The following is a 24,775-nucleotide window of genomic DNA, read 5'->3' as shown; positions in this document are numbered from 1 at the left end:
GCCGGAAGAATCAGGTGTGCTCCCGTCGAGAAGAGGGGACTTCATGGTCGCGCTGAGAAAATCCGAGTTCGCTGGTACAACCGCCGGCGAGGTCCAGGTTCCGCCGCGCGATGAGATCGCGGCCCATTATCTTTCGGACGAGACGCGCCTCGTAGGCGGTCTGGTGGAGCGCGCCGTCTTCACAGACGAGGAGCGCCGCCGCGTCTCCGAGATCGCGCGCACGCTTGTCACGGCTGCGCGCGCCGGTGTCGCCAACCACGGCGGCATCGACGCCTTCATGCGCGAGTACGGGCTTTCGAGCGAGGAAGGCATCATCCTGATGTGCCTCGCCGAGGCTTTGCTGCGCATTCCCGATTCCGAAACCGCCGATCGCTTCATCGCCGAGAAGATCGCGGGCGGCCAGTGGGAGCGCCATCGCGGGCATTCCGACAGCACGCTCGTCAACGCGTCGACCTGGGCGCTCATGCTCACCGGCCGTCTCGTGAAGCTTCGGGAGGCCCGCGGCTCCAATCCGTGGGAGGCCCTGAAGCGCCTCGCCGCGCGCTCGGGCGAGCCCGTCATCCGGCAGGCGGTGCGCCAGGCGGTCAAGGTGCTCGGCGACCAGTTCGTGCTGGGCCGTTCCATTCGCGATGCCTTGTCCCGCTCGGCGCCCTACGAGGCGCGCGGCTTCCGCTTCTCCTACGACATGCTGGGCGAGGCGGCGAAGACGGCGAAGGATGCCGAGCGCTATTTCGAGCGCTACATGGGCGCCATCGAGGCCGTGGGGGAAGCAGCCGGTCCCAATCCGCTTTCCCATCCCGATGCGCTGATCGCGCGCCCGGGCCTTTCGGTGAAGCTTTCGGCGCTCCATCCCCGTTACGAGCCCGGCAAGGAAGCCCGCCTCGCAGACGAGCTTTACCCGCGTCTTCTCGCCTTGCTGAGGGCGGCGGAAGCACGCGGCCTCGCCGTCACCATCGATGCGGAGGAGCAGGATCGCCACGAGCTGATGCTCGACCTCTTTGCGCGCGCCTACACCGATCCGGCCCTCGAGCGCTGGACCGGGCTCGGTCTCGCGGTTCAGGCTTACGGAAAGCGCGCGATCCCCACCATCCGCTGGCTGCGCCGGCTGTCGGAAGCGGGTGGAAAGCGCATCCCGCTCCGCCTCGTGAAGGGCGCCTACTGGGACAGCGAGATCAAATGGGCGCAGGAGCGCGGCCTCGCCGACTATCCCGTGTTCACCCGCAAGCTGCATACGGACGTCTCCTATCTCGCCTGCATGCGGCTCGTCCTGTCGGATTCCAAAGCCTTCTATCCGCAGTTTGCGACCCACAACGCCCACACCGTTGCCGCGGCCGTGGTCGCGGCCGGGCAGACGGCCTTCGAGTTCCAGCGCCTGCATGGCATGGGGGAGGCGCTCTATGAGGAAGTCTCCGCGCCCGGCAAGCTCATCCACCCCTGCCGCATCTACGCGCCCGTGGGCGAGCATGAGGACCTCTTGTCCTATCTCGTCCGCCGCCTTCTCGAGAACGGCGCCAACACATCGTTCGTCAATCGTCTGGCGGACGACGAAGCGCCCATCGCCCAGATCATCCGCGATCCCGTGGAGATCGCCGAGCGGGAGCGCCAGGATCCCGGCACCGCGAAACCACTGCCGCGCCCGCGCGACATCTATTGGCCGGAGCGCAAGAACTCGTTCGGCGTGGCGCTGACGGACCGCACCGCGCGCAGGGCGCTTGTGGCGGACATGGAGGCGGCGCTCGTCCACCCGTTCGACGCCGGTCCCATCGTCGACGGCGTGGAGACGATCGGCGGCCCGCAGGCGGCCTTGCTGACGTGCCCGCACGACAGGCGCGAGCGCCTGGGCAGCGTTCGCATCGCGACGCCCCGCGACGTCGATACCGCGCTCGCGAGCGCCGAGCGGGCGGCCCACGGCTGGAACAAGCTCGGCGGGCCTCAACGCGCGAAAATTCTCGACCTCGCTGCCGACATGATCGAGCGCGACCGCGCCCGCCTCATGGCGGTGCTCGTGCGCGAGGCCGGCAAAACGCTGCCCGCGGCCCTGGCCGAGGTGCGCGAAGCCGCCGACCTGCTCCGCTACTATGCGGTCGAGGCCCGCCGTCTCATGAGCGTGCCCGTATCCCTCAAGGGACCGACGGGCGAGAGCAACACCCTCGATCTGCACGGCCGCGGCCCCTTCGCCTGCATCGCGCCGTGGAATTTCCCGCTCGCCATCTTCGTCGGCCAGATCGCCGCCGCGCTCGCAGCCGGCAATCCCGTGCTCGCAAAGCCTGCCGAGCAGACGCCGATCACGGCCATGCTTGCCGTGCGCATCCTGCATGAGGCGGGCGTCCCCAGGGACGTGCTGCACCTTCTCACCGGAAGCGGCGCTGTGGGCGCTGCTCTCGTCAAATCGCCGAAGATCAAGGGCGTGGCCTTCACTGGCGGCAACGACACCGCCTGGGCCATCCAGAAGGCGCTTTCCGAGCGCCGTGGCGACATCGTTCCCTTCATCGCCGAGACCGGCGGCCTCAACGCGATGATCGCAGATTCGAGTGCGCTTCCCGAGCAGGTGGTGCGCGATGCCGTCCGCTCCGCCTTCGACAGCGCCGGCCAGCGCTGCTCCGCGCTGCGCGTGATCTTCGTGCAGGAGGAGATCGCGACCCGGACGCTCCGCATGTTGACAGGCGCCATCGAGGCGCTCGATGTCGGCGATCCCTTCGACTACGCGACCGACGTCGGCCCCGTGATCGACGAGGCGGCTCAGGATACGCTCGAAGCCCACAAGGTCCGCATGCAGCGCGACGGCCGCGAGCTGATCGACCTGCGGCTGCCTAACGACTGCCGCGCCGGCACCTACGTTACGCCCGCCTGCTACGAGATCGAGCGCATGGGGCTTCTCGAACGCGAGGTATTCGGTCCCGTCCTGCATGTGGTCCGCTTCGCAGGCGGCCATTTGCCGAAGGTGGTCGAGGCCATCAACGCGACGGGATACGGCCTGACGCTGGGTCTTCACAGCCGCATTGGCAACGTGGCCGATTACGTGGCCGAGCACGCGCGCGTCGGCAACCTCTACGTCAACCGCAATCAGATCGGCGCCGTGCCGGGAGTCCAGCCGTTCGGCGGCGAGGGCCTCTCCGGCACCGGCCCCAAAGCGGGCGGCCCGAACTATCTGGTGCGCTTCGCCGCCGAGCGCGTCCGCACGACCGACATCACCGCGACGGGCGGCAACGTCGGCCTCCTCACGGACGGCGTCGCGAGCAGCGACTAGAGCGGATCTCGCGGCCCGGGCCATTGTCGCGCCGTGCACGGTGCTCCATGTTAAGGTGGAGTGTCCGATCCAGGGAGCCGGCGACGCGAGGCCATGACGCGCGAAACCAAGACGCCTGACATCAAGCAAGGACCTGACATCAAGCAGGGAAAAGCGCCGGCCAATGAAGCCGGTGCCGCCCGCGCACCTGCCGCCGCCACCAGCGCCGAGGTGGCCGCCTTCGTGGCCAAGGTGAAGGCCCTCGGCCCCGCCAGCGGAGCGGCCCGCGGCCGCCTCCTGTTCGCGATGGATGCCACCATGAGCCGTGCGCCCACCTGGGACATGGCGCTGGCGCTCCAGTCCGAGATGTTCCGTGCGGTGAAGGAGATCGGCTCGCTCGAAGTGCAGCTCATGTATTTCCGCGGCGCCGGAGAAGCGCGCGCCTCGCGCTGGGTCTCGAATGCGGATGCGCTCGCGAGCCTCATGCGTCAGGTCGCCTGCCACGGCGGCTTCACCCAGATCGGCAAAGTGCTGGCGCACGCACGCCGCGAGTCGGAGAAGGCCAAGATCAGCGCCCTCGTTTACGTTGGAGACGCGGTCGAGGAATCCATCGATGATCTGGCAGGGCGCGCAGGCGAACTGGCGTTGCTCGGCGTCCCGGCGTTCCTGTTCCAGGAAGGCGACGACGCGAACGCCACGCGCGCGTTCAGGGAGATTGCCCGCCTGACAAAAGGCGCGCACTGCCGCTTCGGGCCTGGCTCGGCGGCCGAGCTGCGCGCATTGCTGACGGCCGTTGCCGTCTACGCGGCGGGCGGCCAGAAGGCCCTCCAGGCCCTGCTCGGGCGGCCGGAAGGAGAGGGCGCCCGCCGCCTCCTCGGACAGATGGGCCGCTAAATCCTTGTTGAGGCCAAGATTCCCGCGTGCGATTGATCGGATACGGCGCGGCCGCGACCGAAATCTGCCAGGGTTGCGTCGGATGGAAGTGGCCGGATCCGTCTACGAGATGCGCCGGTTCAGACAGAGACCGGATGAGACTTTGCCGAGAGTGATGCGCTGATGCAGTTTTTTCTACTCGGCCTTGCCGCCCTCGTCCTGGCGCTGCTGGCGGTCGGAGGCTTCACCCGCGCCAATCCGGCGGTCATGGCGCGCCAGATGCGTTTGGCTGGCGGCGCGCTGGCCCTCGGCGCGGCGACGATCTTGCTGGTGCGCGGGATGGCGGGGCCCGCGGCTCTGCTCGGCATGCTTGGCTCGTGGCTCCTGGGATGGAACGGCCAGACCCCGCGCTGGGGCGGCGGCTCCTCCACCAAGTCGTCGGGGCAGATGTCGAAAGTGACGACCGAGCACCTCGCCATGGAGCTCGATCACGATAGCGGCGCCATGTCGGGAAAGGTGCTGAAGGGCCTGTTCACCGGCCGTGACCTCGACAGCTTGAAGCCCGCCGAGGTCGCCCTTCTCTGGCACGATTGCCGCTTCGTCGATCCCCAGTCCGCTCAGCTTCTGGAAGCTTATCTCGATCGCATTCATCCGACCTGGCGAGAGGACGTCTCGCGGGGCGAGCGCGCCATGCGCGACCACGACGGGCGCATGCAGCCCGCCGAGGCTTACGAGATCCTGGGTATCGCTCCAGGCGCGAGCGACGAGGAGATCCGCCGGGCTCATCGCGATCTGATGCTGAAGCTCCATCCCGATCGCGGCGGCTCGACGTATCTCGCCGCTCAGGTGAACGAGGCCAAGGACGTGCTGCTCAACCAGCGCTCCTGAGCGCGATCACGGCAGAAGGCGGGAGAAGATCGGCCCCGGCAGCGCGCCTGCGAGCTGCAGCAAGGAGCCGAGCACGATCAGCGCGGTAGCCAGCACGAACACCTGCTTGCGGGACCTCAAGGTCGCCACATGCCGGTCGCGGGCACTGCGCTCGGCCATCTCGTCGTGAATGCGAGCCGAGGCATCGAGGTGCGACCGGAGCTGCTCGGACGCATGCGTATGGTGATGATGGCGCAGCGAGCGCTCCCACGAGCGCTGCTTCTCGTATTCGAGCGTCGCGGTTTCATGGAAGAAGGCGAGCCACCACTCGCGCAGCAGCAGCACGAAACCCATAAGATCGATGGCGATACCGGCTGTCGAAAGCCAACTCTGCACCAGCACGCTGTCCACGGCGCCCGCTACTCCGCTTTCATCACGAAGCAGTCGATGGCAAGCCGCCGCAGCTCGAGGCAGGTGTTGGACGCGGCTTGCTCGTTGAAGTTCACGAAACGCGCCCGGTACATCTGGCGGTCCGCGCGCTGCACGGGAATGGTGACGCCCGTGTGCCCTTGCAGCAGGGCGTTTGCGCGCGTGCGCACGGCTTCGAGTTTCGTCTGCGCTTCGACTGCCGTGCTGTAGGCGCCGATCTGGATCTCATAGGCAGACCCAGCGGGAGCGCGCGCGGCCTGAGGCCCCTGGAGATGAGAGGGTGGAAGCCCCGGAGGCGGAGAAGCGGTGCGACCGGCATCGGCAACCCGCAGAGATCCCGTGTCCTGGGCCGGCGCACGATAGGCGGCCGTGAGCGCACTTGCCTGCGAGTCGAGCGTGGACGGCGGCCGCGCGGTCGCTGCGTCGGCCTGCGGGTTGGGAAGCGTGCGCGCAGTGGGCGCCCCTTCGACGATGGAATTGCGGATCAGGCTCGCGATGTCCTGCGGGCCGGGCGCGGCAGACGCTTGGACGGGCGGGGCCGCCGCCGTTGCGGACGCGTCGCCCTGGGGTTCGTTCTCCTCGGACATCGCCTCACGCAGGGCCTCGAGATCGAGGCGCGGCGGGGAGGCGAGCGGCTGCGCGGCGGCCACTACGGTTCCGCCGTTTCCGGGTGGCGCCGAAGGCGGGGCGCTGTTGGAGAGCACCTGCGCGATCTGGTCTCGCCCAGCGGGCGGCGCGCTACGCTCGGCTGCGACCTGAGGCGGGGCCGGGCGAACTGCAGGGGTGGGCGGAGGCACCTTCGCGGCGGCCTTGGCCGGGGGCTTCACTGGCTTCTCGGCGGCTTTCTTGGGCGCCTTGGTTTCCGTGGACTTGGTTTCGGTCGACCACGCGACGTCCATCGTTTCGACCGCGGTCTGCTTGATCACGGGACGAGCCGACGCGACGAGCATCTGCGAGCCCTTGCGCGTGCGCTCCGTCGAGGCGCCCTCGAGCGCCCGGTAAAGCAGCATGCGCATATGCGCATTGCGGGCCGCTGCGGTCTTGCCGCCGAACACGGCAGCCACGATGTGCTTGTTGTCTGTCTTCACTGAGGAGACGAGATTGAAGCCAGAGGCACGCGTGTAGCCGGTCTTGATGCCGTCCATGCCGGGGAAGCCGTGCATCAGCGTGTTGTGCGAGCGATAGGTCTTGCCGCGGTAGGTGAAGGACGTGAGCGAGAACAGCCGGTAGTGCTTCGGAAAATCGTCCTGAAGCCTGAGCGCCAGCGTGAGCATGTCGCGCGCCGTCGTGATCTGACGGGGGTCCGGCAGGCCCGAGGCGTTGAAGAACAGCGTCGAGCGCATGCCGATCTGCCGCGCCCGCTCTGTCATCATGCGCGAGAAGGCCACCTCGTTGCCGCCGATATGTTCGGCAAGAGCAACCGCCATGTCGTTGGCGGATTTCGTGATGAGCGCCTTGACCGCGTCGAGCACCTCGATCTCGTCGCCCGCTTCCAGCTCGAGCTTGGACGGCGCCACGCCGGCGGCCTTGGTACTGACCTTGATCTTGGTGTCGTAGCTGAGACGGCCCGCTTCGATCTCGCTGAACACCATGTACAGCGTCATCATCTTGGTAAGCGAGGCCGGATGGCGGGGCGCGTCGGCGAATTGCTCGTGCAACACCTTTCCGGTGTTGGCATCGATCACCATGGACGCGGCCTTGTTCTGGGCTCGAGCGCTCTCGGCCGGCAGGACGGCCAGCCCACATACGGCGAGCAGCAGGAGCATCGATCGGATGACGACAGTCGCCAATGAGCCCCCCTTCCCCCGTGTCGCTCGTTGTCGAAAGGTCGAAGCCGGCGCGGCGCGATGCCGGAGCCTCAACCATATCTGAACCGGGCCTCAATGCCTATTCTTCTGGGCCACTTTACGGCCGGCTTCCGTCCACGGCAGGGCAAAATCCCCCGTGGATAGAATGGGCTGCCAACCTAGCCGAGGCTTGCTTCGATAAAGTTAACGTCTCGGTCACGCTTACCACCGGATTAGCCCTTATGTTGCGACGCAACAAAAAGACTTGAAAGAATGGTGCGGTGCGCCTAACGTAATAGGACGTCGTCCGCCGAATATCGCGGCTTCTTCAACCGATTAGCAGCAGTAGGCATCCTAATGACGAACAATTTCCAGGACTTCCAGAAGTTCGGCCAGGTCAACGTCGACACTGCCCTCAAGTTTTTCGGCGATTGGAACAAGGGCTGGCAGGCAATTGCCGCCGAGATCACCGACTACTCCAAGCGCGCGTTCGAGGATGGCACGGCCACCTTCGAGAAGCTCGCCGCGGCCAAGTCCGTCGAGCAGGCCTTCGAGATCCAGGCGAGCTTCGCCAAGCGCGCCTATGACGACTACATCCATCAGATGACTAAGATTGGCAGCCTGTACACCAATATTGCCAAGGACGCGTACAAGCCCGTCGAGAAGGCCTTCCAGAACGGCAGGTAAGGCGGCTCATGGACGTCGGTTTCCGGCTCCGCAGCGACGAAATGAGAGGCCCAGGCGCTCAGCCCTGGGCCTTTTTTATTTGCCGAGGCACCCTACTTTCATTTCGCCCGATTGGTTTGATCAGCTTCATGGACCTTGCATCTCGCCCTCGGGAGGTTGCGAAGGGCATTGCTGGCGCAAGCTAGCTGCGTAACATGTAGTGAGACGAACATGGGACGCCCCCACGGGGGCACGGAACCGATCAAACGACGGGTATGATGACACTAGGACTGAGAATGGCGGGCAAGAACGGCGCCGGGAACGATCGGGGAGGCGAGGAAGGCAAAACGGGCCTCGTCACCAAGACACGGCCCAAGACCAAGAAGCCCTCTCTCTACAAAGTTCTGATCCTCAACGACGACTACACGCCGATGGAATTCGTCGTGCTCGTGCTGGAGAAGTATTTCAGCAAGGGGCGCGAGGAAGCGACTCGCATCATGCTGCACGTGCATCACAAGGGCGTCGGCATTTGTGGGGTCTACACCTATGAGGTCGCCGAGACGAAGGTGACGCAGGTTATGGACTTCTCACGCCAGCATGGCCATCCTCTACAATGCACCATGGAGAAAGAGTAGGTCGAACGTGCCATCCTTCTCGAAGAGCCTTGAATCCTCTCTGCACCGCGCACTCGAGTTCGCCAACGAGCGCAACCACGAATTCGCGACGCTCGAGCATCTGCTCGCCGCCCTCATCGATGACCGCGACGCCGCGGCCGTCATGCGTGCGTGCAACGTGGACCTCGACCAGCTCCGCGCCCGCGTGAGCGAATACCTCGACACCGAGCTTGGCAACCTCGTGCACAAGGGCACCGCCGAAGCGCAGCCGACCACCGGCTTCCAGCGCGTGATCCACCGCGCCGTCGTTCATGTGCAATCTTCCGGACGCGAGGAGGTCACGGGCGCCAACGTGCTCGTCGCCATCTTTGCCGAACGCGAAAGTCATGCCGCGTTCTTCCTGCAGGAGCAGGAGATGACGCGCTTCGATGCAGTTCAGTACATCAGTCACGGCATCGCCAAGCGTGCTGGCATGACGGAGCCGAGAGGAGTGCGCGGCGTGGACGACGAGCAGGCGAGCGAGGCGGGCGAGGAGAAGAAGCCCGGCCAGGATGCGCTCAACACCTACTGCGTCAATCTCAACAAGAAGGCGCGCGAAGGCCGCATCGATCCTCTGATCGGACGCGAGCAGGAGGTGCTTCGCACCATCCAGGTGCTGTGCCGCCGCCAGAAGAACAACCCGCTGTTCGTCGGCGATCCTGGCGTCGGCAAGACCGCCATCGCCGAGGGCCTTGCGCGCAAAATCCTGCGCGGCGAGGTTCCGGAAGTCCTGAAGCACGCCACCATCTTCGCCCTCGACATGGGCGCCCTTCTCGCCGGCACGCGCTATCGCGGCGACTTCGAGGAGCGCCTGAAGGCGGTGATGAAGGAGATCGAGAACTATCCGGGCGCCATCCTGTTCATCGACGAGATCCACACCGTCATCGGTGCGGGCGCGACGTCGGGCGGTGCGATGGATGCCTCGAACCTGCTGAAGCCCGCGCTTCAGTCGGGCACGGTGCGCTGCATCGGCTCGACGACCTACAAGGAGTACCGCCAGCACTTCGAGAAGGATCGCGCGCTCGTCCGCCGCTTCCAGAAGATCGACGTGAAGGAGCCCACGATCGAGGATTCGATCGCCATCCTGAAGGGCCTCAAGCCCTACTTCGAGGAGTTCCACAAGCTCCGCTACACGGGCGAGGCCATCAAGGCCGCCGTGGAGCTGTCGGCGAAGTACATCCACGACCGCAAGCTGCCCGACAAGGCGATCGACGTGATCGACGAGACGGGTGCCTCGCAGATGCTGGTGCCGGAAGCCAAGCGCAAGAAGAAGATCACCGTGAAGGAGGTCGAAGCCACCGTCGCGACCATGGCGCGCATCCCGCCCAAGACCGTGACGAAGTCGGACGCCGAGGTTCTCTCCAACCTGGAGAAGGATCTGAAGCGTCTCGTGTTCGGCCAGAACAACGCCATCGAGGCGCTCTCCGCCGCGATCAAGCTCGCACGCGCGGGCCTTCGCGAGCCGGAGAAGCCCATTGGCTGCTACCTGTTCTCGGGTCCCACGGGCGTTGGCAAGACCGAGGTCGCCAAGCAGTTGGCCGCCCTCATGGGCGTCGAGCTGCTGCGCTTCGACATGTCGGAGTACATGGAGAAGCACACGGTCTCGCGGCTCATCGGCGCGCCTCCCGGCTACGTTGGCTTCGATCAGGGCGGTCTCCTGACCGACGGCATCGACCAGCATCCGCACAGCGTGCTGCTGCTGGACGAGATCGAGAAGGCGCATCCGGATCTGTTCAACATCCTGCTGCAGGTGATGGACCACGGAAAGCTCACCGACCACAACGGCAAGCAGGTGGACTTCCGCAACGTCATCCTGATCATGACGACGAACGCCGGTGCGAGCGACATGGCGCGCCCGCCGATGGGCTTCAACCGCGAGAAGCGGGAGGGCGAGGACACAGAGGCCGTGAACCGTCTGTTCACGCCCGAGTTCCGCAACCGTCTCGATGCGGTGATCCCCTTCGCCGGCCTCCCGCCGTCGGTCATCGCCAAGGTGGTCGAGAAGTTCATCTTCCAGCTCGAGGCGCAGCTCGCGGATCGCGGCGTCACCATCGAGCTGTCGGAAGGCGCCCAGAAGTGGATCGGCGAGAAGGGCTACGACGAGAAGTTCGGCGCCCGGCCGTTGGCCCGCGTCATCCAGGAGCACATCAAGAAGCCGCTGGCGGATGAGCTTCTGTTCGGCAAGCTCGAGAATGGCGGCACCGTGAAGGTGCTGGTGCAAGGCAAGGGCGAGGAGAGCAAGCTCACGCTCGAGGTCGTGCCAGCCGATCCCTCGAAGAAGCCGCGTCCGAAGGACGACGAGGACGAGGATGATGACGAGCCGACCGAAGCGGCCCTTGTCGAGGCTACGCCGCCCCGCAAGGCGCTTCCCGGTCCGAAGGACAAGAAGGAGAAGGCCTCCCGCTCGTCCGGCGGCGCTGTCCCGAGCGTGCCGAGGAAGAAGGAGGAGTAGAACGCTCCTCCGCCACACAAACAAAACGCCGCGAAGCTTGGGCTTCGCGGCGTTTTTCATTTCTGACCTTGAGACACCAACAGCGCCGTAGTCCTCGCTTGGCAGGCCGCTAGATCTCCACGCAGATCTTGCCGAAGTGCTGCTGCGTCTCCTCGTAACGGAAGGCATCCGCGAGGCCCGCGAGCGGAAACGTCTTGTCGATCACCGGCCGGATGCCGGTCGCATCGAGGCCGCGCACCATGTCGAGCTGATGCTGGCGGCTGCCCACGATGATGCCCTGCAGCTTGATCTGCTTGGCCATCAGCGCGAGCGTCGGCACTTCGCCCTTCACGCCGGTCAGGATGCCGATCATCGAGATGTGTCCGCCGATGCGGCTCGCCACGATCGACTGCGCGAGCGTGCCCGGCCCGCCGATCTCGAGCACATGGTCCACGCCGCGCTTTCCGGTCCAGTTGCGCACCGTGCGGCCCCACTCGGGATCGGACTTGTAGTTGACGGTGAAATCCGCCCCGAGTGACCGCGCGCGCTCGAGCTTCGCATCCGACGAGGAGGTGATGGCCACCGTCGCGCCCATGGCCTTCGCCATCTGCAACGCAATGATCGCGACGCCGCCCGTGCCGAGCAGCAGCACGCTGTCACCGGCCTTGATGCCGCCTTCCACCACGAGCGCGCGCCAAGCCGTCAGGCCCGCGCACGGCAACGTGGCAGCCTCCGCGTGGCTCCAGCCCTTGGGAGCGTGCGTGAACCACTGGTAGGGCGTCACCACGGCCTCGCGGGCATAGCCGTCGATGCCGTCACCCGGAACGTAGGAAAAGTTGCCGTGCGGGTCGGTGCCGTCCAGCCAGAGAGGAAAGAAGCCGGAGATGACGTGATCGCCGACCGCGAACTCGGTCACGCCTTCGCCGATAGCTTCGACGACGCCCGCGCCGTCAGACATCGGAATGCGCCCGTCGGGCACGGGAATGGCGCCGGCCGCGACCGCGTAGTCGTGATAATTGAGAGAGCTCGCGTGGAGCCTGACGCGGATCTGTCCCGCGCCGGGCTGCCCCGGGTCCTCGATCTCGGCGAGTTTCAGGTGGTCGAGGTTCTGCGGCCGCCCGACTTTGATGGCTTTCATGTAAAGGGTATCCCCGTTTTGGCGTTTCTCTCCCGAAAGCCTAGACGTAGGTTGCCCCCACCCTTATTGCCACCTGCACCAAAGGCCGAAAACGCAGCCGGCCGATCATGAGGACGCCGCTGCCGGACTATGCGGCAGCGACTGGTCTGCAGGGTGATTACTCCGCCGCGGCCTTCGTGTACCCGTACTTCTCGTTGAGCTTGTTGATGAGGTCGGCGGCGGCCTTCGGGATGTTGGTGCCCGGGCCGAAGATGGCTTCCGCGCCCGCCGCATAAAGCTCTTCGTAGTCGTGCGGCGGGATCACGCCGCCCACCACCACCATGATGTCCTCGCGTCCATCCTTGGCGAGGGCGCGCTTGAGCTCAGGCACGAGCGTCAGATGGCCCGCCGTCATGGTCGAGACGCCGATCACGTGCACGTCGTTCTCGACGGCCTGGCGCGCGGCTTCGTCGGGCGTTGCGAACAGCGGCCCGATATCGACGTCGAAGCCGAGATCGGCGAACGCCGAGGCGATCACCTTCTGGCCGCGGTCGTGGCCGTCCTGGCCCATCTTGGCTATGAGAATGCGCGGGCGCCGCCCGTCGAGCTTCTCGAATGCCGCCGCCATCTGGATCACCGAGCCGACATCGTCGTTCATGGCTCCCGCCTCCGATCTGTAAACGCCCGAGATGGCGCGAACCTCTGCGCGATGCCGGGTGAACACCTTCTCCATCGCTTCCGACATCTCGCCGACGCTCGCCTTGGCGCGCGCCGCCTTCACGCAGAGGTCGAGCAGGTTCGCGTTGCCTGCCGCGCCGTTGGTCAGCGCCTGCAGCGCCGCCTGCGCCTCGGCTTCGTTGCGCTCGCCGCGCAGCCGCTTGAGCTTGGCGATCTGCTGCTCGCGCACGGAGTTGTTGTCGACCTTGAGCAGGTTGATCTTGAGGTCTTCCGTCGTCAGCAGCTTGTTGACGCCGACGATCGTCTGCTTGCCGCTGTCGATGCGTGCCTGCGTGCGGGCGGCCGCTTCCTCGATGCGGATCTTCGGAATGCCGGCCGCGATGGCCTTCGCCATTCCGCCGAGCTTCTCCACCTCGTCGATGTGCTTCTTGGCCTTGAGCGCCAGCTCGTAGGTGAGGCGCTCGATGAAGTGGCTGCCGCCCCACGGATCGATCGGCCGCGTGGTGCCGCTCTCCTGCTGGATGAGAAGCTGCGTGTTGCGGGCAATGCGCGCCGAGAAGTCAGTCGGCAGCGCGATCGCCTCGTCGATGCCATTGGTGTGCAGCGACTGCGTGTGGCCTTGCGTCGCCGCCATGGCCTCGATGCAGGTGCGCGTCGCGTTGTTGAAGATGTCCTGCGCGGTCAGGCTCCAGCCAGAGGTCTGGCAGTGCGTCCTGAGCGAAAGCGAGCGCTGATCCTTGGGCGCGAACTCCTTCTTGATCAGTTCCGCCCAGAGCAGACGCGCGGCCCGCATCTTGGCGATCTCCATGAAGTAGTTCATGCCGATCGCCCAGAAGAACGAAAGGCGCGGCGCGAACTTGTCGATGTCGAGGCCGCCTGCAACGCCCGCGCGCGCATACTCGATGCCGTCCGCGATGGTGTAGCCGAGCTCGAGGTCCGCCGTCGCGCCCGCTTCCTGCATGTGATAGCCGGAGATCGAGATCGAGTTGAACTTCGGCATATTGGCCGAGGTGTAGGCGAAGATGTCCGACACGATCCGCATCGAAGGCTCGGGCGGATAGATGTAGGTGTTGCGCACCATGAACTCTTTGAGGATGTCGTTCTGGATGGTGCCCGCGAGCTTAGAGGCGGGCACGCCCTGCTCCTCGCCCGCCACGATGAAAAGCGCCAGCACCGGCAGCACGGCGCCGTTCATGGTCATGGAGACGGTCATCTCCGAGAGCGGGATGCCGTCGAACAGCGTGCGCATGTCGTAGATGCTGTCGATGGCGACGCCCGCCATGCCTACGTCGCCGCGCACGCGGGGATGGTCGGAATCGTAGCCGCGGTGCGTCGCGAGATCGAAGGCGACCGACAGGCCCTTCTGTCCGGCCGCGATGTTGCGCCGGTAGAACGCGTTCGAATCCTCGGCCGTCGAGAAGCCCGCGTACTGGCGAATGGTCCACGGCTGGGTGACGTACATGGTGGGGTAGGGGCCGCGCACGAACGGCGCGATGCCGGGCCAGGTGTCGAGGAAGTCGAGTCCGGCCGTGTCGCCCTCGGTATAGACCTGCTTGACCGGAATGCCTTCCGGCGTCGTGAACACCTCGCCTTCGCCGGCGGCTTCAGCCGGGCCAGCCGCCGTGCGGGTGCCTTCGAGCGCGATCTTGGTGAAATCCGGAATGGTGGTCATACCTTTAGCCATCTCTTGCTGGGCTCAGTAGGGCAATGGGCGACGACAAGTCTAATCAAGTCGGCGGCAGGATTGAACCTCGGGTTTCGCCGAGAGGAGCGCCGCGTCCGGCCAATAGCCAGAACGCCAGTCCGCCGGCCGCGCCCGAAAGCGCGTGGTAAACGCTCATGCTGGCAATTGCCACCGCGACGAGAGCGGGGTCGGAGGGCGCGAAAACGCCCATGAAGGGCACAAACCACAGGACAGCGGCGAGCGCCCCGAGGACAACGTAGCCGGTTGGGCCGCGGCGCCCGCCGAGCAGGCGGCGCCCTGCGAGCAGGGCCGGGATCCCGGGCAAGAGCGCATAGGCGAGCCCGGCGGGGATCAGCCCGGGAAGCTCGAACAGTCCCTGCCCGAACACGAGCAGGAGGCCGGTCGCGCCAGCCGCGAGCGAGGCCACGGCCGCCGCGGCGAGACGCTGAAGCGCGCCTTCTTTCGCTCGGCCGCCGGATGTCCGCGCCGTCGTTGCCTCGAGACTGCTCATGACGTGACGCCGAGCTTCTGCTGAAGGCCGGTGAGGGTCTGCACGGCGTCCGCGCCAGAGAACAGGAACTGGTCGACGCCCGCAGCCTTGAGCGCTGCTTCCTTGTCGCCCGGCCGCCCGGCCATCAGCACGAGCTTTGCCCCGGCGGTCTTGAGCGCCTTGGCGGTCGCCTCCGCGTGCTCGGCGTAGAGGGCGTCGGAGGAGCAGATGCAGGCCGTCGTTGCGCCGGAGGCGGCGAAGGCCTTGGCGGCTTCCTCGGCCGAGGCATAGCCATCGGTCGTCAGAACGGAGATACCGCCCGCGGCCAGGTAGTTCTTGATCCACGTCGAGCGCGCCGTGTGGTCGATCACCTGGCCGAGGCTCGCCAGGAACACGACCGGCGTCTTGCCGGAGCGCTTGGTGTAGGCATCGGCGGCATCGCGCAGCGCCTCGAACGGCTCAGCCAGGCGGTGCGGTGCGAGGGGGCGCACGGCCTGCTTCCACGTGACGGGCGAAGCCGCCTCGCGCGGCGCAACGGTCACGCCGTCGTCGCCCAGCAGCGGGAACGCCGAGACGCCCGTGAGATCGGAGCGGCCCGTCGCGATTGCCTTGGCACGCGCCGAGGCATCGGCCGCGATCTTGTCCTGCACAAAGCCCTGCTCGAGCGCGGCGAGGATACCGCCCTTGCTCTCGATCTCCTGCAGCAGGCCCCACGCCGTCTTGGCCACCTCGTCCGTGAGGGATTCGATGTACCAGGAGCCGCCCATCGGATCGAGCACGCGGCCGAGCCACGACTCTTCCTGCAGCACGATCTGGATATTGCGGGCGCAGCGCCGCGCGAAATCGTCTGCTTCGCCGAGCGCGGCGGTGAACGGCAGAACCGTGATTGCGTCCGCGCCGCCAAGCACCGCGCCCGCGCAGCAGAGCGTCGAGCGCAGCATGTTGGTCCACGGATCGCGCTGCGCCATCACGCGGAACGAGGCGCGCGCCGCGATGTGCAGGTTGGCAGCCGCGTCGCCTGCGCCCGAGGCGTCCGCGATGCGCCAGATGAGGCGGCGCGCGGCGCGCAGCTTCGCGACGGTGGCGAAGAGGTCGGTATCGGCGGAGACGGCGAACGAGATTTGCTTGAGCGCATCGGACGGCGAAACGCCGGCAGCCTCGAACGCCCGGAGATAGGCGATGAGCGTCGCGCCGAGCGCGGCGAGTTCGTAAGCCTCGGTCGCCCCGGCTTCATGGTAGATCGTGGCGTCCACGCGCACGGTGCGCGACAGCGGCGCCTTTGCGGCAGCTTCGCGCGCGAGCGCGATCGCATCGGCGAGCGCCTGCTCCAGGGAAACGGGCAGCGCGCCCCAGCGGGCGAGCGAGCCAATCGGATCGAGACCGAAAAGCACCTGCGCCGATTGCGCAGGGATGCCGAGGCCGGAGAGCGATGCGAGCAGATGGCGGGCGGCATCGGGAGCCCCGAGCCCGGCGTTGAGCTCCACCGGCGCGAGATCGAGGCGCATCCCCGAGAGGAGAGTCGTCATGTCGGCCGCGCTCTTGATGCGGCAGCCCGTCTGCCCGGGGGCTTCGACGTCGACCAGGATGCCGTTGCTGCCGCCTTCGAGCTCGGCGAGGATCTGCGTGTTGGCGCGTGCGGGATCCAGCGCACTGATCCGCTGGCGGATTTCCCAGCCGAGGCCGCGAACGGTGGAGGCCGCGCCGCGTGTGAAAGGCGCCTGGCCGGGGATCGCCGCCTGCAGCTCGGGAACGCCGTTGCTGCGCACGTAGATGGGCTCCACCCTGATCCCGTCGGCGGTGCGCGTTACGAGCTTCTTCTCGAAATCGGCGCCCTTGATCGCCTTATCGACGAGGGCCAGCCACTGCTCGCGGGTTGCTGCTTCGAAATCTGACGCAAGGGGTGTTGCAGAAACGCCCTGGGCAGGGTTAGCGGCCGTCATGTGGATTTCGGTCCTCCGTTGATCGGGCGGGTTTTTTCTGAAGCACCGCGGTGGGGTCTCTTCCTTGCGTGATTTCTATAGGGAAAAGCGTTCGCGCGCGCACGCAGAAAGCGGTTTTTGTGACGAAACCGCGACGGTTCGGCGCGCCTGAATTAGCGATCTTGCGGTGCCCGGAGCAACCGCGCCAACGGAATTTCCCCAGCTTGACGAGGAGGCTCATGCAACTGAATTTGCAATGAGACCAGAGCCATGCAAAGAGGGCCAAAGGTGCAGAGGGACCCGAGTCGGCCGACCGGCGTTCTGGCTGAAGTTGGGTTTGCGCCGGTCGCGGATGTCAATTCGGAGAGCGGGATGAGCCAGTCGGTGCTTGCGGACGGAAAGATTTTTATCGGCAAGAGCACGAAGCCCGAATACCTCGAGTTGCGCTTCGCAAACCGCCACGGCCTCATCACGGGCGCCACCGGCACCGGTAAAACGGTAACGTTGCAGGTTCTGGCGGAAGGGTTTTCCGCCGCCGGCGTTCCCGTTTTTGCGGCCGACATCAAAGGCGACCTCTCGGGCTTGGCCGCCGTCGGCGAGCCCAAGGACTTCCTGGTCAAGCGCGCAGCCGAGGTGGGCCTCGACGGCGACTGGAAGCAGCGCGCCTACCCCACCATCTTCTGGGACGTGTTCGGCAAGGAAGGCCATCCGATCCGCGCCACCGTGCTGGACATGGGTCCGCTCCTGCTGTCGCGCATGCTGGAGCTCAACGAGGTGCAGGAAGGCGTGCTCAACATCGCCTTCCGCGTGGCCGCCGACGAGAAGATCCCGATCCTCGACCTCAAGGATCTCCGCGCCATCATCTCGAATGTCGCCGAGCGCTCGAAGGAGCTGGTTCAGAAATACGGCAACGTGGCGACGACCTCCGTCGGCGCCATCCAGCGCCGCCTGCTGGTGCTGGAGGAGCAGGGCGCCGACCAGTTCTTCGGCGAGCCCTCGCTCGACATCAAGGATTTCATGCGCGTCGCGCCCGACGGTCGCGGCGTCGTGAGCATTCTCGCGGCCGACAAGCTGATGGAGAAGCCGCGCCTCTACACCACGTTCCTGCTCTGGATGCTGACCAAGCTGTGGCAGACGCTGCCCGAGGCGGGCGACCTGCCCAAGCCCAAGCTCGTCTTCTTCTTCGACGAGGCGCATCTGCTGTTCAACGAGGCGCCGAAGGCATTGCTCGAACGTATCGAGCAGATTGCGCGACTCATTCGTTCCAAGGGCGTCGGCGTCTATTTCATCACCCAGAACCCGCTCGACGTGCCGAACTCGGTTTCGGCCCAGCTCGGCAACCGCGTCCAGCACGCACTGCGCGCGTTCACGCCCCAGGAGCAGAAGGCGGTGAGGGCAGCCGCCGAAACCTTCCGCAAGAACCCTGCCCTCGACACCGAGCGCGTGATCCTTGAGCTTAAGGTCGGCGAGGCGCTGGTCTCGACACTCGAAAACAAGGGTGAGCCCTCCATCGTCCAGCGCACGCTGATCCGTCCGCCCGAAGGCCGCGTCGGCCCCGTCTCCGCCGACGAGCGGCTGAGCGTCGTCGAGTACAGCCCAGTCTACGGCAAGTACGAGGAGGCGATCGATCGCGAGAGCGCGCACGAGATCCTCACCAAGCGCGCCGACAAGACGGCCGAGGAAGCCGGCGCCGGCAGCGGCGGAGGATGGGGTGACATCATCTTCGGTGGCGGCGGCGCGAGCGGATCGGGCGGCACCGGCAAGGGCCGTCCGCGTCAGGGCATGGGCGAGATGATCGGGCGGGATCTTCAGCGCTCAATATCGCGGACCATCGCCACCACGATCAAGAACATCATCGTGAAGTCGATTACGGGCCGCAGCCGCTGAGACAGAGGCTGCGCGAGCGAGGAGAGTGGGTTGCGTAGCAAGGGCGTCGAGACGCCGTTTAAGCTGCGAGGCTCGAGGAAACAGACATGGCACGTATCCTCATCTGTCATGTGCCAAAAGACGGAAGCGTCGCCAGAGACCTGGGAGCCGCGCTCATGGGGCGCGGTCACTTCGTCTCGTTCGATGGCGAGCCTGACACGCTGCGCCCGGAGCGCGCCTCGCGTCTCAGGCAGTTCGAGGCCGTGATCGTCGTCTGGACGGAAACCTCCGCCCAGAGCAACGGCCTGGCGGAAATTGCGCGTGAGACGCTGCCTCTCAATCTCCTGATCCCCGTCCGCGCGGACGATCTGGAGACGTCGCGGCTGCCGCTCATGTTCCGCAAGCTCAATATGCTGGCCCCGCGCGATGTCGATGGCATCGCGCGCCTTGTCGCGCGGCTGAGCACGGCGGCCTCGTCTCTGCGCGACATGGCCGAGCGCGAGCAGATAAGGCGCTCCGCCGCCCCCGCGCAGCACGCGCCCGAGCAGCCGCGTACCTCCGCCCGTCCGCCGCCTCTCCCGAAGGCGCCGGATCGTACCGCTGCCGGCGGCTCTTCCGATCGCTATGCCGCAAAGCCCATCGTCGAGCCCGCCATGGCCCGGCGCGCCCGGCCTCTGTTCGATCTGCCGGAGGTCGAGGCGGATCTTGCCTCCGTCGTGCCGCGGCGAGATTTCGCGCCGGAGCCTCCGCGCGTCCGCGATCCGGCTCCCCCGCAGCGTCCTGTCGCGCGTGCGCCGCAGGATCGCCCCACCGCTCCGGTCGTCACGGCCGAGGATCTGGCGAAGGCGGTCGACAACGGCCTGCTCGTTTACCATATCCCCGAGGCCATGTGGCTGGGCGTGCCCACGACGGTCGAGCTGACGCTGGGGCGAGACATTCTCGCGGGCCTCATGCAGGCGGAGGTCGGGCACGGCGGCATCGCTGGCGAGGACCGCCAGAGCGTTGAGACCTTGTCGGTCAGCCTCTACGGCAATGCGGACGCGTTCGAGATCGAGCGCCAGTCCGAGCGCACCCAATTCGTCAGTACGAGATACGCGCAGTCCGTTCGTGATCCGGCGACCTTTGGGCGCTGGGCGTGGCTCGTCACGCCGCGCGCGGCCGGCCCTTATGAGCTCGTGGTGAGGATCTCGGCGCTCCTGCGCGATCATCACGGCGTTCCGGCGCCCGTGGCGCTGCCGGATCGCCGCTTCGGGATCGAAATCCGGGTTCCGCAAGGTGAGAGCCTCGTCTCCGCGCTTGCTGGCTGGCATCGCCGCTGAGCGGACAAAGAAAAAGCGCGGGCCCTTTCGGGTCCCGCGCTTCAGAACGAAGGAAGCGGCCCTGCGCGTTAGCCGGCTAGCTCTTCCACGTGCTCCCAGTTGACGAGATTGTCGAACCAGGCCTCGAGATACTTCGGGCGCGCGTTGCGATAGTCGATGTAATAGCTGTGCTCCCACACGTCGACGCCGAGGATCGGCTGCGCGCCGTGCATCAGCGGGTTCTCGCCGTTGGGCGTCTTGGTCACTTCGAGCTTGCCATCCTTGATGGCGAGCCAGGCCCAGCCCGAGCCGAACTGCGTCACGCCGGCGTTGATGAAGTCGGCGCGCACCTTGTCGAAGCCGCCGTAGCCGTCCACCAGCTTCTGGATCGAGCCCGGAAGCTTGTTGCCGCCGCCGCCCTTCTTCATCCACTTCCAGAAGTGGATGTGATTGTAGTGCTGGCCAATGTTGTTCACGAGCGGCTGGTTCTTGCCGTCATAAGCGGCCTTGCAGATCTCCTCGATCGACTTGCCCTCAAGGCCCGACCCGACGATCAGCTTGTTGCCGTTGTCCACGTAGGCCTGATGATGCTTGTCGTGATGGAACTGCAGCGTCTCGGCCGACATATAGGGGGCCAGGGCATCATACGCGTAGGGAAGTTCGGGGAGCTTGAAAGTCACGGCGGGATACTCCGTCTAGGGCGCGTCCGAAAAGGAGCACGACATTAAGTAAGGACGTGGGGCCGGCACGCCATTCAGGGAAGAAGGAGCGGACCAGCCTTTGGCGGCGTTCAGTTCGCCCAATGCCTACCGGCTCAGGAGGTTCCATTCAAGCTTTGTCATGGAGAATACGGTCGGCGGACCGGAAGGCCCCTGTTGGGCCCAAAAAGATAGGGGTGCACCGACCCTGAACGGTGCACCCCCGTGGATCACGCCGGGGAAGATAGGATCTCAGGGTAAGGGCACGTTAGCCCCCGTCCGCTGAACCGGTTCTGAATGGCGCATTCACCTGCGGTTCATTGTTGTGGCGATTTTGGGCCCGGCGGCTGCAAAGCGGCAGAAAGCCCCGCGGGCGCGACGGAAGTTTCGTCCCAGTCCGTCTTCCACTAGGACTAGTGGCACATATATCAGTCGGACCGGCCAAAGCGATGAAAAGACCTTTCAGCTCCCTGTTCACCCTTGCGGTCCCCGTGGCCGCGCTCGGTCTTGCCGTTGTATGGATGCTGGGCCTCAACACGCGCACCGCCGGCAATATCGTCTACGATACGGTGCCTGCCTCCAAGGGACAGATCCGCAAGATCGTCTCCACCTCCGGTCCCGTGCGCGCCCTCGTGACCGTGAGCGTCGGCTCGCAGCTCTCCGGGCAGGTCGACGACGTCCGGGTCGATTTCAATAGCGAGGTTAAGCCGGGCGACATCCTGGCAACGCTCGATTCCAAGACGTTCGCGGCGAAGGTCGAGCAGGCCAAGGCAGACCTCGCCGCCGCAGAGGCCGCGCTTGCGAACCAGGAAGCGGCGATGCAGAAATCCAAGGCCGTGTTGCAGGCTGCGGAAACGAACGTCGCGCGCCAGGAGGCCTTGGCCGAGAAGCGCCTGTCGCCCCAGCTGACCTACGAGACGGCGTTGCGTGACCGCGACGTCGCGAAGGCGGACATCGCCGTGGCCGAGGCGCAGGTCGCGAGCGCACGCGCAACCATCCAGCAGCGCAAGGCCGCCCTCGATCAGGCGTCCATCGATCTCGAGCGTGCGGAGATTCGCTCGCCCATCGACGGCACGGTGATCTCCCGCACCGTCGATCCCGGCCAGACGGTTGCCGCGAGCCTGCAGGCGCCCGAGCTGTTCAAGATCGCCCAGGATCTCTCCCGCATCCGCATCGAGGCCCAGGTGAACGAGGCCGACGTAGGTGCCGTCGCGGAAGGCAATGCAGCAACGTTCACCGTCGACGCCTATCCCGATCGGCAGTTCGAAGGCCGCGTCACCCAGGTGCGCCTAGCCGCCACCGAAATCAGCAGCGTCGTCACCTATACCGTGATCATCGAAGCCGCCAACGATGGCCGCAAGCTGTTTCCCGGCATGACGGCCAACGTTATGATCATTTCCGCCACCCGCGATGGCGTGCTGCGCGTCTCGAACGATGCGCTTCGTTTCAAGCCCAAGATCCCAGGTGCCGATACGCAGGGCCGCGGCGCCAATCGCGGTTCGGGCGGCGGAGACCGCACCGGCCGCATGCTGGAGCGCCTCAACACCGAGGTCGGCCTGACCGACGAGCAGCAGACGGCCGTCAAGGACGCACTCGCCAAGCTCGGCCAGGAGACGCGCGACAGCGCCCAGGGCGGCGGCCTCATGTCCGGCCCCGGCGATCCGATCGTGTTCCGCCAGAAGGCGACCGCGCGCATCGAGCAGGCGCTTGGCCCCACGATGACTGAGGATCAGCGCATCAAGTTCCAGCGCTGGAAGGACGGCCGCGAGACTGCCCGCTTCGCAACGGTATGGGTGCTCGGAAAGACTGGAGTGCCCGAGCGGCGCAACATCCGCACCGGCATTGCCGACGACCAGTTCATCGAGGTTCTGGGCGGCGATCTCAAGGAAGGCGAGCCCGTCATCTTGCGTGGCCGGGACGTGAAGTCATGACCGTGATCGAAAGATCTCCGTCATCGGTCCCGGGGCGCGAGGGGACTTCGTCCGCAACGCCCCTCATCTCGGCCCGCGACCTGAGCAAGATCTATCGGGTGGGAGAGCAGGACCTCGTTGCCCTCGGCAAGGTGTCGCTCGATATCGCGGCTGGAGATTTCGTGGCGATCATGGGGCCCTCCGGCTCCGGCAAGTCGACCATGATGAACCTCATCGGCGCGCTCGACGTGCCGACCTCCGGAAACCTCGTGATCGACGGACGCGACATCGGCAGCCTCTCCGCCGACGAGCTTGCCGATCTCAGGAACCGCTCGATCGGCTTCGTTTTCCAGCAGTTCAATTTGCTGCCGCGCACCAGCGCACTGAAGCAGGTCATGCTGCCGCTTCTCTACGCGCACCCCCGTCCCGAGAACATGGAGGAGATGGCGCGCCGCCGGCTGGAGCAGGTGGGGCTGGCAAGCCGCATGGACCACACGCCACGCCAGCTTTCAGGCGGCCAGCAGCAGCGCGTCGCCATCGCGCGCGCCATCGTAAACAATCCGAAGATCCTGCTTGCCGACGAGCCGACCGGCGCCCTCGACACCAAGACGTCGGAAGAGATCATGCAGGTCTTCACGGCGCTGAACCGCGAAGGCATCACCGTCGTTCTTGTCACCCATGAGCCGGAGATCGCGCTCTGGGCCGGGCGGCGCATTACGTTTCGCGATGGCCGCATCATTGACGACGTTCGGCAGACGCCGATCACCGCAGCCGCACCTCCGCCAGCCGGAGGCCAGCCGCAATGAACATGTGGGACTCGGTGCTGATCGCCGTCAACGCGCTGCGCGTCAATCTTCTGCGCTCCGTGCTCACCACGCTCGGCATCGTCATAGGCGTGGCGTCCGTCATCATCCTGGTGGCCGTCGGCACCGGTGCATCCAGCGAGGTGGACCGCCAGATCAAGGCTCTCGGCACCAACATGCTGGTGGTTTTTCCGGGATCGAGCCGCGTGCTCGGGCGCTCCCAGGGCGCCGGCACCGATATCCCGCTCTCGGAGGGAGACGTGACGGCCATCCGCGACAAGGTGCCGGGCGTCGTGGCCGTCTCGGGCCAGATCACCGAAACCGCCCCTATCGTGCGCGGCAACACCAACTGGACCACGACGATCAGCGGCGTTCATGCGGAGTATGGCTTCATTCGCGACTGGCCGGTGGAAAGCGGCCGCGAGCTCGAGGCGAACGACGTCAGGAGCGGAGCCAAGGTGGCGATCATCGGCAAGACGGTTGCCCAGGAGATCTTCGCCGGCGAGAACCCGGTCGGGGCGGCCGTTCGCATCAAGAACGTTCCCTTCGAGGTGGTCGGCGTTCTCACGTCCAAAGGTCAATCGGCCATGGGTCGCGACCAGGACGATATCGTTCTCATTCCCATTTCGACGGCCCGCGCCCGCATTTCCGGAAAGAGCCAGATTCAAAACGACAGGGTCGGGCAGATCTATGTGAAAATCGACACCGATAGCGATCTGGCCGTCGCGCAGGAGGATATCGAAAACCTGCTGCGGCAGCGCCGCAAAACAACGCGTGGCGCCGAGAATACCTTTTCTGTCCGCAATCTCTCCGAAACCATGAAGGCGAGAACGGAGGTGCTCACCACGATGAGCTACCTGCTGGCCGCCACCTCCGTCATTTCGCTCATCGTCGGTGGTATCGGCATCATGAATATCATGCTGGTGTCGGTGACGGAGCGCACGCGCGAGATCGGCCTCAGAATGGCGGTCGGAGGCCGCCGGCGGGATATCCTGCTCCAGTTTCTGGTCGAAGCCGTTTCCCTTTGCCTGTTGGGAGGGCTGATCGGCGTGGCCATTGGTGTTTCCGCCTCCACCATCATCGCTTTCGTGGCGGATTGGCCGGTTCTCGTCTCCCCGGCGGTGCTCGGCGGCGCCATGGCCGCGGCGGCGGCAACCGGAATATGTTTCGGATTGTTTCCGGCGCGGCGTGCCGCCCATCTTAATCCGATTGATGCGCTGCGAAGCGAATAGAGCGGTTTGCTATTCTTCTTCGCCTTGACGAAACCGCCGGAAATCTTTTACTGAACGGCACTGCGATGCGGCAGAACACTCTGCTTGGTCGCAACGTATTTCTCACCCGCGCAAGTTGCGAAAGTTTGTGGGCGTCCCTTTCATCAAG

At 65.9% G+C, this 24,775-nt stretch carries 18 protein-coding genes; 11 read left to right on the top strand and 7 right to left on the bottom strand.

The window, feature by feature from the left end:
- Positions 1-43 precede the first annotated feature (43 nt).
- From putA to PE058_RS17150, 3 genes are all read left to right on the top strand, one after another.
- The gene (putA, locus tag PE058_RS17160; protein WP_271028952.1) at positions 44-3,247 is read left to right on the top strand and encodes a bifunctional proline dehydrogenase/L-glutamate gamma-semialdehyde dehydrogenase PutA; all 3,204 of its coding nucleotides are present in this window, start codon (positions 44-46) and stop codon (positions 3,245-3,247) included.
- Between the two features lie 93 nt (positions 3,248-3,340).
- The gene (locus tag PE058_RS17155; RefSeq protein WP_271028951.1) at positions 3,341-4,120 is read left to right on the top strand and encodes a VWA domain-containing protein; all 780 of its coding nucleotides are present in this window, start codon (positions 3,341-3,343) and stop codon (positions 4,118-4,120) included.
- A gap of 162 nt (positions 4,121-4,282) precedes the next feature.
- The gene (locus tag PE058_RS17150; protein WP_020085277.1) at positions 4,283-4,987 is read left to right on the top strand and encodes a DnaJ domain-containing protein; all 705 of its coding nucleotides are present in this window, start codon (positions 4,283-4,285) and stop codon (positions 4,985-4,987) included.
- A gap of 6 nt (positions 4,988-4,993) precedes the next feature.
- Here PE058_RS17150 and PE058_RS17145 read toward each other — a convergent pair whose 3' ends face one another.
- Both PE058_RS17145 and PE058_RS17140 read right to left on the bottom strand, forming a co-directional pair.
- The gene (locus tag PE058_RS17145; RefSeq protein WP_020085278.1) at positions 4,994-5,377 is read right to left on the bottom strand and encodes a hypothetical protein; all 384 of its coding nucleotides are present in this window, start codon (positions 5,375-5,377) and stop codon (positions 4,994-4,996) included.
- Between the two features lie 8 nt (positions 5,378-5,385).
- Positions 5,386-7,185: a D-alanyl-D-alanine carboxypeptidase gene (locus tag PE058_RS17140; protein WP_156827294.1), complete on the bottom strand. Its 1,800-nt coding sequence runs from the start codon at positions 7,183-7,185 to the stop codon at positions 5,386-5,388.
- 354 nt (positions 7,186-7,539) lie between these two features.
- Between PE058_RS17140 and PE058_RS17135 the strand changes: the two genes are divergently transcribed.
- From PE058_RS17135 to clpA, 3 genes are all read left to right on the top strand, one after another.
- Positions 7,540-7,869, top strand: a complete 330-nt coding sequence (locus tag PE058_RS17135) for a phasin family protein (RefSeq protein WP_020085280.1) — start codon at positions 7,540-7,542, stop codon at positions 7,867-7,869.
- Positions 7,870-8,144: 275 nt separating this feature from the next.
- A complete protein-coding gene (gene clpS, locus PE058_RS17130) occupies positions 8,145-8,483 on the top strand; it encodes an ATP-dependent Clp protease adapter ClpS (RefSeq protein WP_020085281.1) in 339 nt (112 codons plus the stop codon).
- Between the two features lie 7 nt (positions 8,484-8,490).
- The gene (gene clpA / locus PE058_RS17125; RefSeq protein ID WP_020085282.1) at positions 8,491-10,953 is read left to right on the top strand and encodes an ATP-dependent Clp protease ATP-binding subunit ClpA; all 2,463 of its coding nucleotides are present in this window, start codon (positions 8,491-8,493) and stop codon (positions 10,951-10,953) included.
- Positions 10,954-11,062: 109 nt separating this feature from the next.
- Here the strand turns inward: clpA and PE058_RS17120 are convergent, their stop codons facing one another.
- The 4 genes from PE058_RS17120 to PE058_RS17105 form a co-directional block, all read right to left on the bottom strand.
- On the bottom strand, positions 11,063-12,070 hold the full coding sequence (locus PE058_RS17120) for a zinc-dependent alcohol dehydrogenase family protein (RefSeq protein ID WP_020085283.1): 1,008 nt from the start codon (positions 12,068-12,070) through the stop codon (positions 11,063-11,065).
- Between the two features lie 157 nt (positions 12,071-12,227).
- Entirely contained in the window at positions 12,228-14,399 is a 2,172-nt protein-coding gene (gene scpA, locus PE058_RS17115) for a methylmalonyl-CoA mutase (RefSeq protein ID WP_271030626.1), read from the bottom strand.
- Between the two features lie 55 nt (positions 14,400-14,454).
- Positions 14,455-14,922 carry a hypothetical protein gene (locus PE058_RS17110; RefSeq protein ID WP_271028950.1) on the bottom strand — a complete coding sequence of 156 codons (468 nt, stop codon included), beginning with the start codon at positions 14,920-14,922 and terminating at the stop codon, positions 14,455-14,457.
- Positions 14,919-16,841 (bottom strand): methylmalonyl-CoA mutase family protein, encoded by a 1,923-nt coding sequence (locus tag PE058_RS17105; RefSeq protein ID WP_271028949.1) that lies wholly within the window; start codon positions 16,839-16,841, stop codon positions 14,919-14,921. The genes PE058_RS17110 and PE058_RS17105 overlap by 4 nt, the downstream gene beginning before the upstream one ends.
- Positions 16,842-17,192: 351 nt before the next feature.
- On the opposite strand from PE058_RS17105, the gene PE058_RS17100 reads away from it, so the two are divergent.
- Together PE058_RS17100 and PE058_RS17095 are read left to right on the top strand one after the other, a co-directional pair.
- Positions 17,193-18,707 (top strand): helicase HerA-like domain-containing protein, encoded by a 1,515-nt coding sequence (locus tag PE058_RS17100; RefSeq protein WP_020085287.1) that lies wholly within the window; start codon positions 17,193-17,195, stop codon positions 18,705-18,707.
- An 86-nt stretch (positions 18,708-18,793) separates the two neighbouring features.
- Positions 18,794-20,005 carry a hypothetical protein gene (locus tag PE058_RS17095; protein ID WP_271028948.1) on the top strand — a complete coding sequence of 404 codons (1,212 nt, stop codon included), beginning with the start codon at positions 18,794-18,796 and terminating at the stop codon, positions 20,003-20,005.
- Positions 20,006-20,073: 68 nt separating this feature from the next.
- On the opposite strand, the gene PE058_RS17090 is transcribed toward PE058_RS17095, so the two are convergent.
- Positions 20,074-20,664: a superoxide dismutase gene (locus tag PE058_RS17090; protein WP_026867925.1), complete on the bottom strand. Its 591-nt coding sequence runs from the start codon at positions 20,662-20,664 to the stop codon at positions 20,074-20,076.
- 467 nt (positions 20,665-21,131) lie between these two features.
- Here PE058_RS17090 and PE058_RS17085 point away from each other — a divergent pair, with 467 nt between their 5' ends.
- The 3 genes from PE058_RS17085 to PE058_RS17075 are packed head-to-tail and all read left to right on the top strand — an operon-like array spanning position 21,132 to position 24,627.
- Positions 21,132-22,613, top strand: coding sequence for an efflux RND transporter periplasmic adaptor subunit (locus PE058_RS17085; RefSeq protein WP_271028947.1), 1,482 nt, complete (start codon positions 21,132-21,134; stop codon positions 22,611-22,613).
- Positions 22,610-23,398, top strand: coding sequence for an ABC transporter ATP-binding protein (locus PE058_RS17080; protein ID WP_271028946.1), 789 nt, complete (start codon positions 22,610-22,612; stop codon positions 23,396-23,398). The genes PE058_RS17085 and PE058_RS17080 overlap by 4 nt, the downstream gene beginning before the upstream one ends.
- Positions 23,395-24,627 (top strand): ABC transporter permease, encoded by a 1,233-nt coding sequence (locus tag PE058_RS17075; RefSeq protein WP_020085291.1) that lies wholly within the window; start codon positions 23,395-23,397, stop codon positions 24,625-24,627. The genes PE058_RS17080 and PE058_RS17075 overlap by 4 nt, the downstream gene beginning before the upstream one ends.
- The last annotated feature ends 148 nt before the right edge of the window (positions 24,628-24,775 follow it).

The organism is Hyphomicrobium sp. DMF-1 (genome assembly GCF_027886585.1).
GTDB classification, from domain to species: Bacteria; Pseudomonadota; Alphaproteobacteria; order Rhizobiales; family Hyphomicrobiaceae; genus Hyphomicrobium_C; species Hyphomicrobium_C zavarzinii.
The sequence above is the reverse complement of the archived record's forward strand: the minus strand, read 5'-3'. Positions and strand labels throughout refer to the sequence as shown.

Excerpts from the sequence above, each read along its gene's own strand:
- putA (WP_271028952.1), top strand. The coding sequence starts at position 44 with ATGGTCGCGCTGAGAAAATCCGAGTTCGCTGGTACAACCGCCGGCGAG.
- PE058_RS17155 (WP_271028951.1), top strand. The coding sequence starts at position 3,341 with ATGACGCGCGAAACCAAGACGCCTGACATCAAGCAAGGACCTGACATC.
- PE058_RS17150 (WP_020085277.1), top strand. The coding sequence starts at position 4,283 with ATGCAGTTTTTTCTACTCGGCCTTGCCGCCCTCGTCCTGGCGCTGCTG.
- PE058_RS17135 (WP_020085280.1), top strand. The coding sequence starts at position 7,540 with ATGACGAACAATTTCCAGGACTTCCAGAAGTTCGGCCAGGTCAACGTC.
- clpS (WP_020085281.1), top strand. The coding sequence starts at position 8,145 with ATGGCGGGCAAGAACGGCGCCGGGAACGATCGGGGAGGCGAGGAAGGC.
- PE058_RS17120 (WP_020085283.1), bottom strand. The coding sequence starts at position 12,070 with ATGAAAGCCATCAAAGTCGGGCGGCCGCAGAACCTCGACCACCTGAAA.
- scpA (WP_271030626.1), bottom strand. The coding sequence starts at position 14,399 with ATGACCACCATTCCGGATTTCACCAAGATCGCGCTCGAAGGCACCCGC.
- PE058_RS17110 (WP_271028950.1), bottom strand. The coding sequence starts at position 14,922 with ATGAGCAGTCTCGAGGCAACGACGGCGCGGACATCCGGCGGCCGAGCG.
- PE058_RS17105 (WP_271028949.1), bottom strand. The coding sequence starts at position 16,841 with ATGACGGCCGCTAACCCTGCCCAGGGCGTTTCTGCAACACCCCTTGCG.
- PE058_RS17100 (WP_020085287.1), top strand. The coding sequence starts at position 17,193 with ATGAGCCAGTCGGTGCTTGCGGACGGAAAGATTTTTATCGGCAAGAGC.
- PE058_RS17095 (WP_271028948.1), top strand. The coding sequence starts at position 18,794 with ATGGCACGTATCCTCATCTGTCATGTGCCAAAAGACGGAAGCGTCGCC.
- PE058_RS17085 (WP_271028947.1), top strand. The coding sequence starts at position 21,132 with ATGAAAAGACCTTTCAGCTCCCTGTTCACCCTTGCGGTCCCCGTGGCC.
- PE058_RS17080 (WP_271028946.1), top strand. The coding sequence starts at position 22,610 with ATGACCGTGATCGAAAGATCTCCGTCATCGGTCCCGGGGCGCGAGGGG.
- PE058_RS17075 (WP_020085291.1), top strand. The coding sequence starts at position 23,395 with ATGAACATGTGGGACTCGGTGCTGATCGCCGTCAACGCGCTGCGCGTC.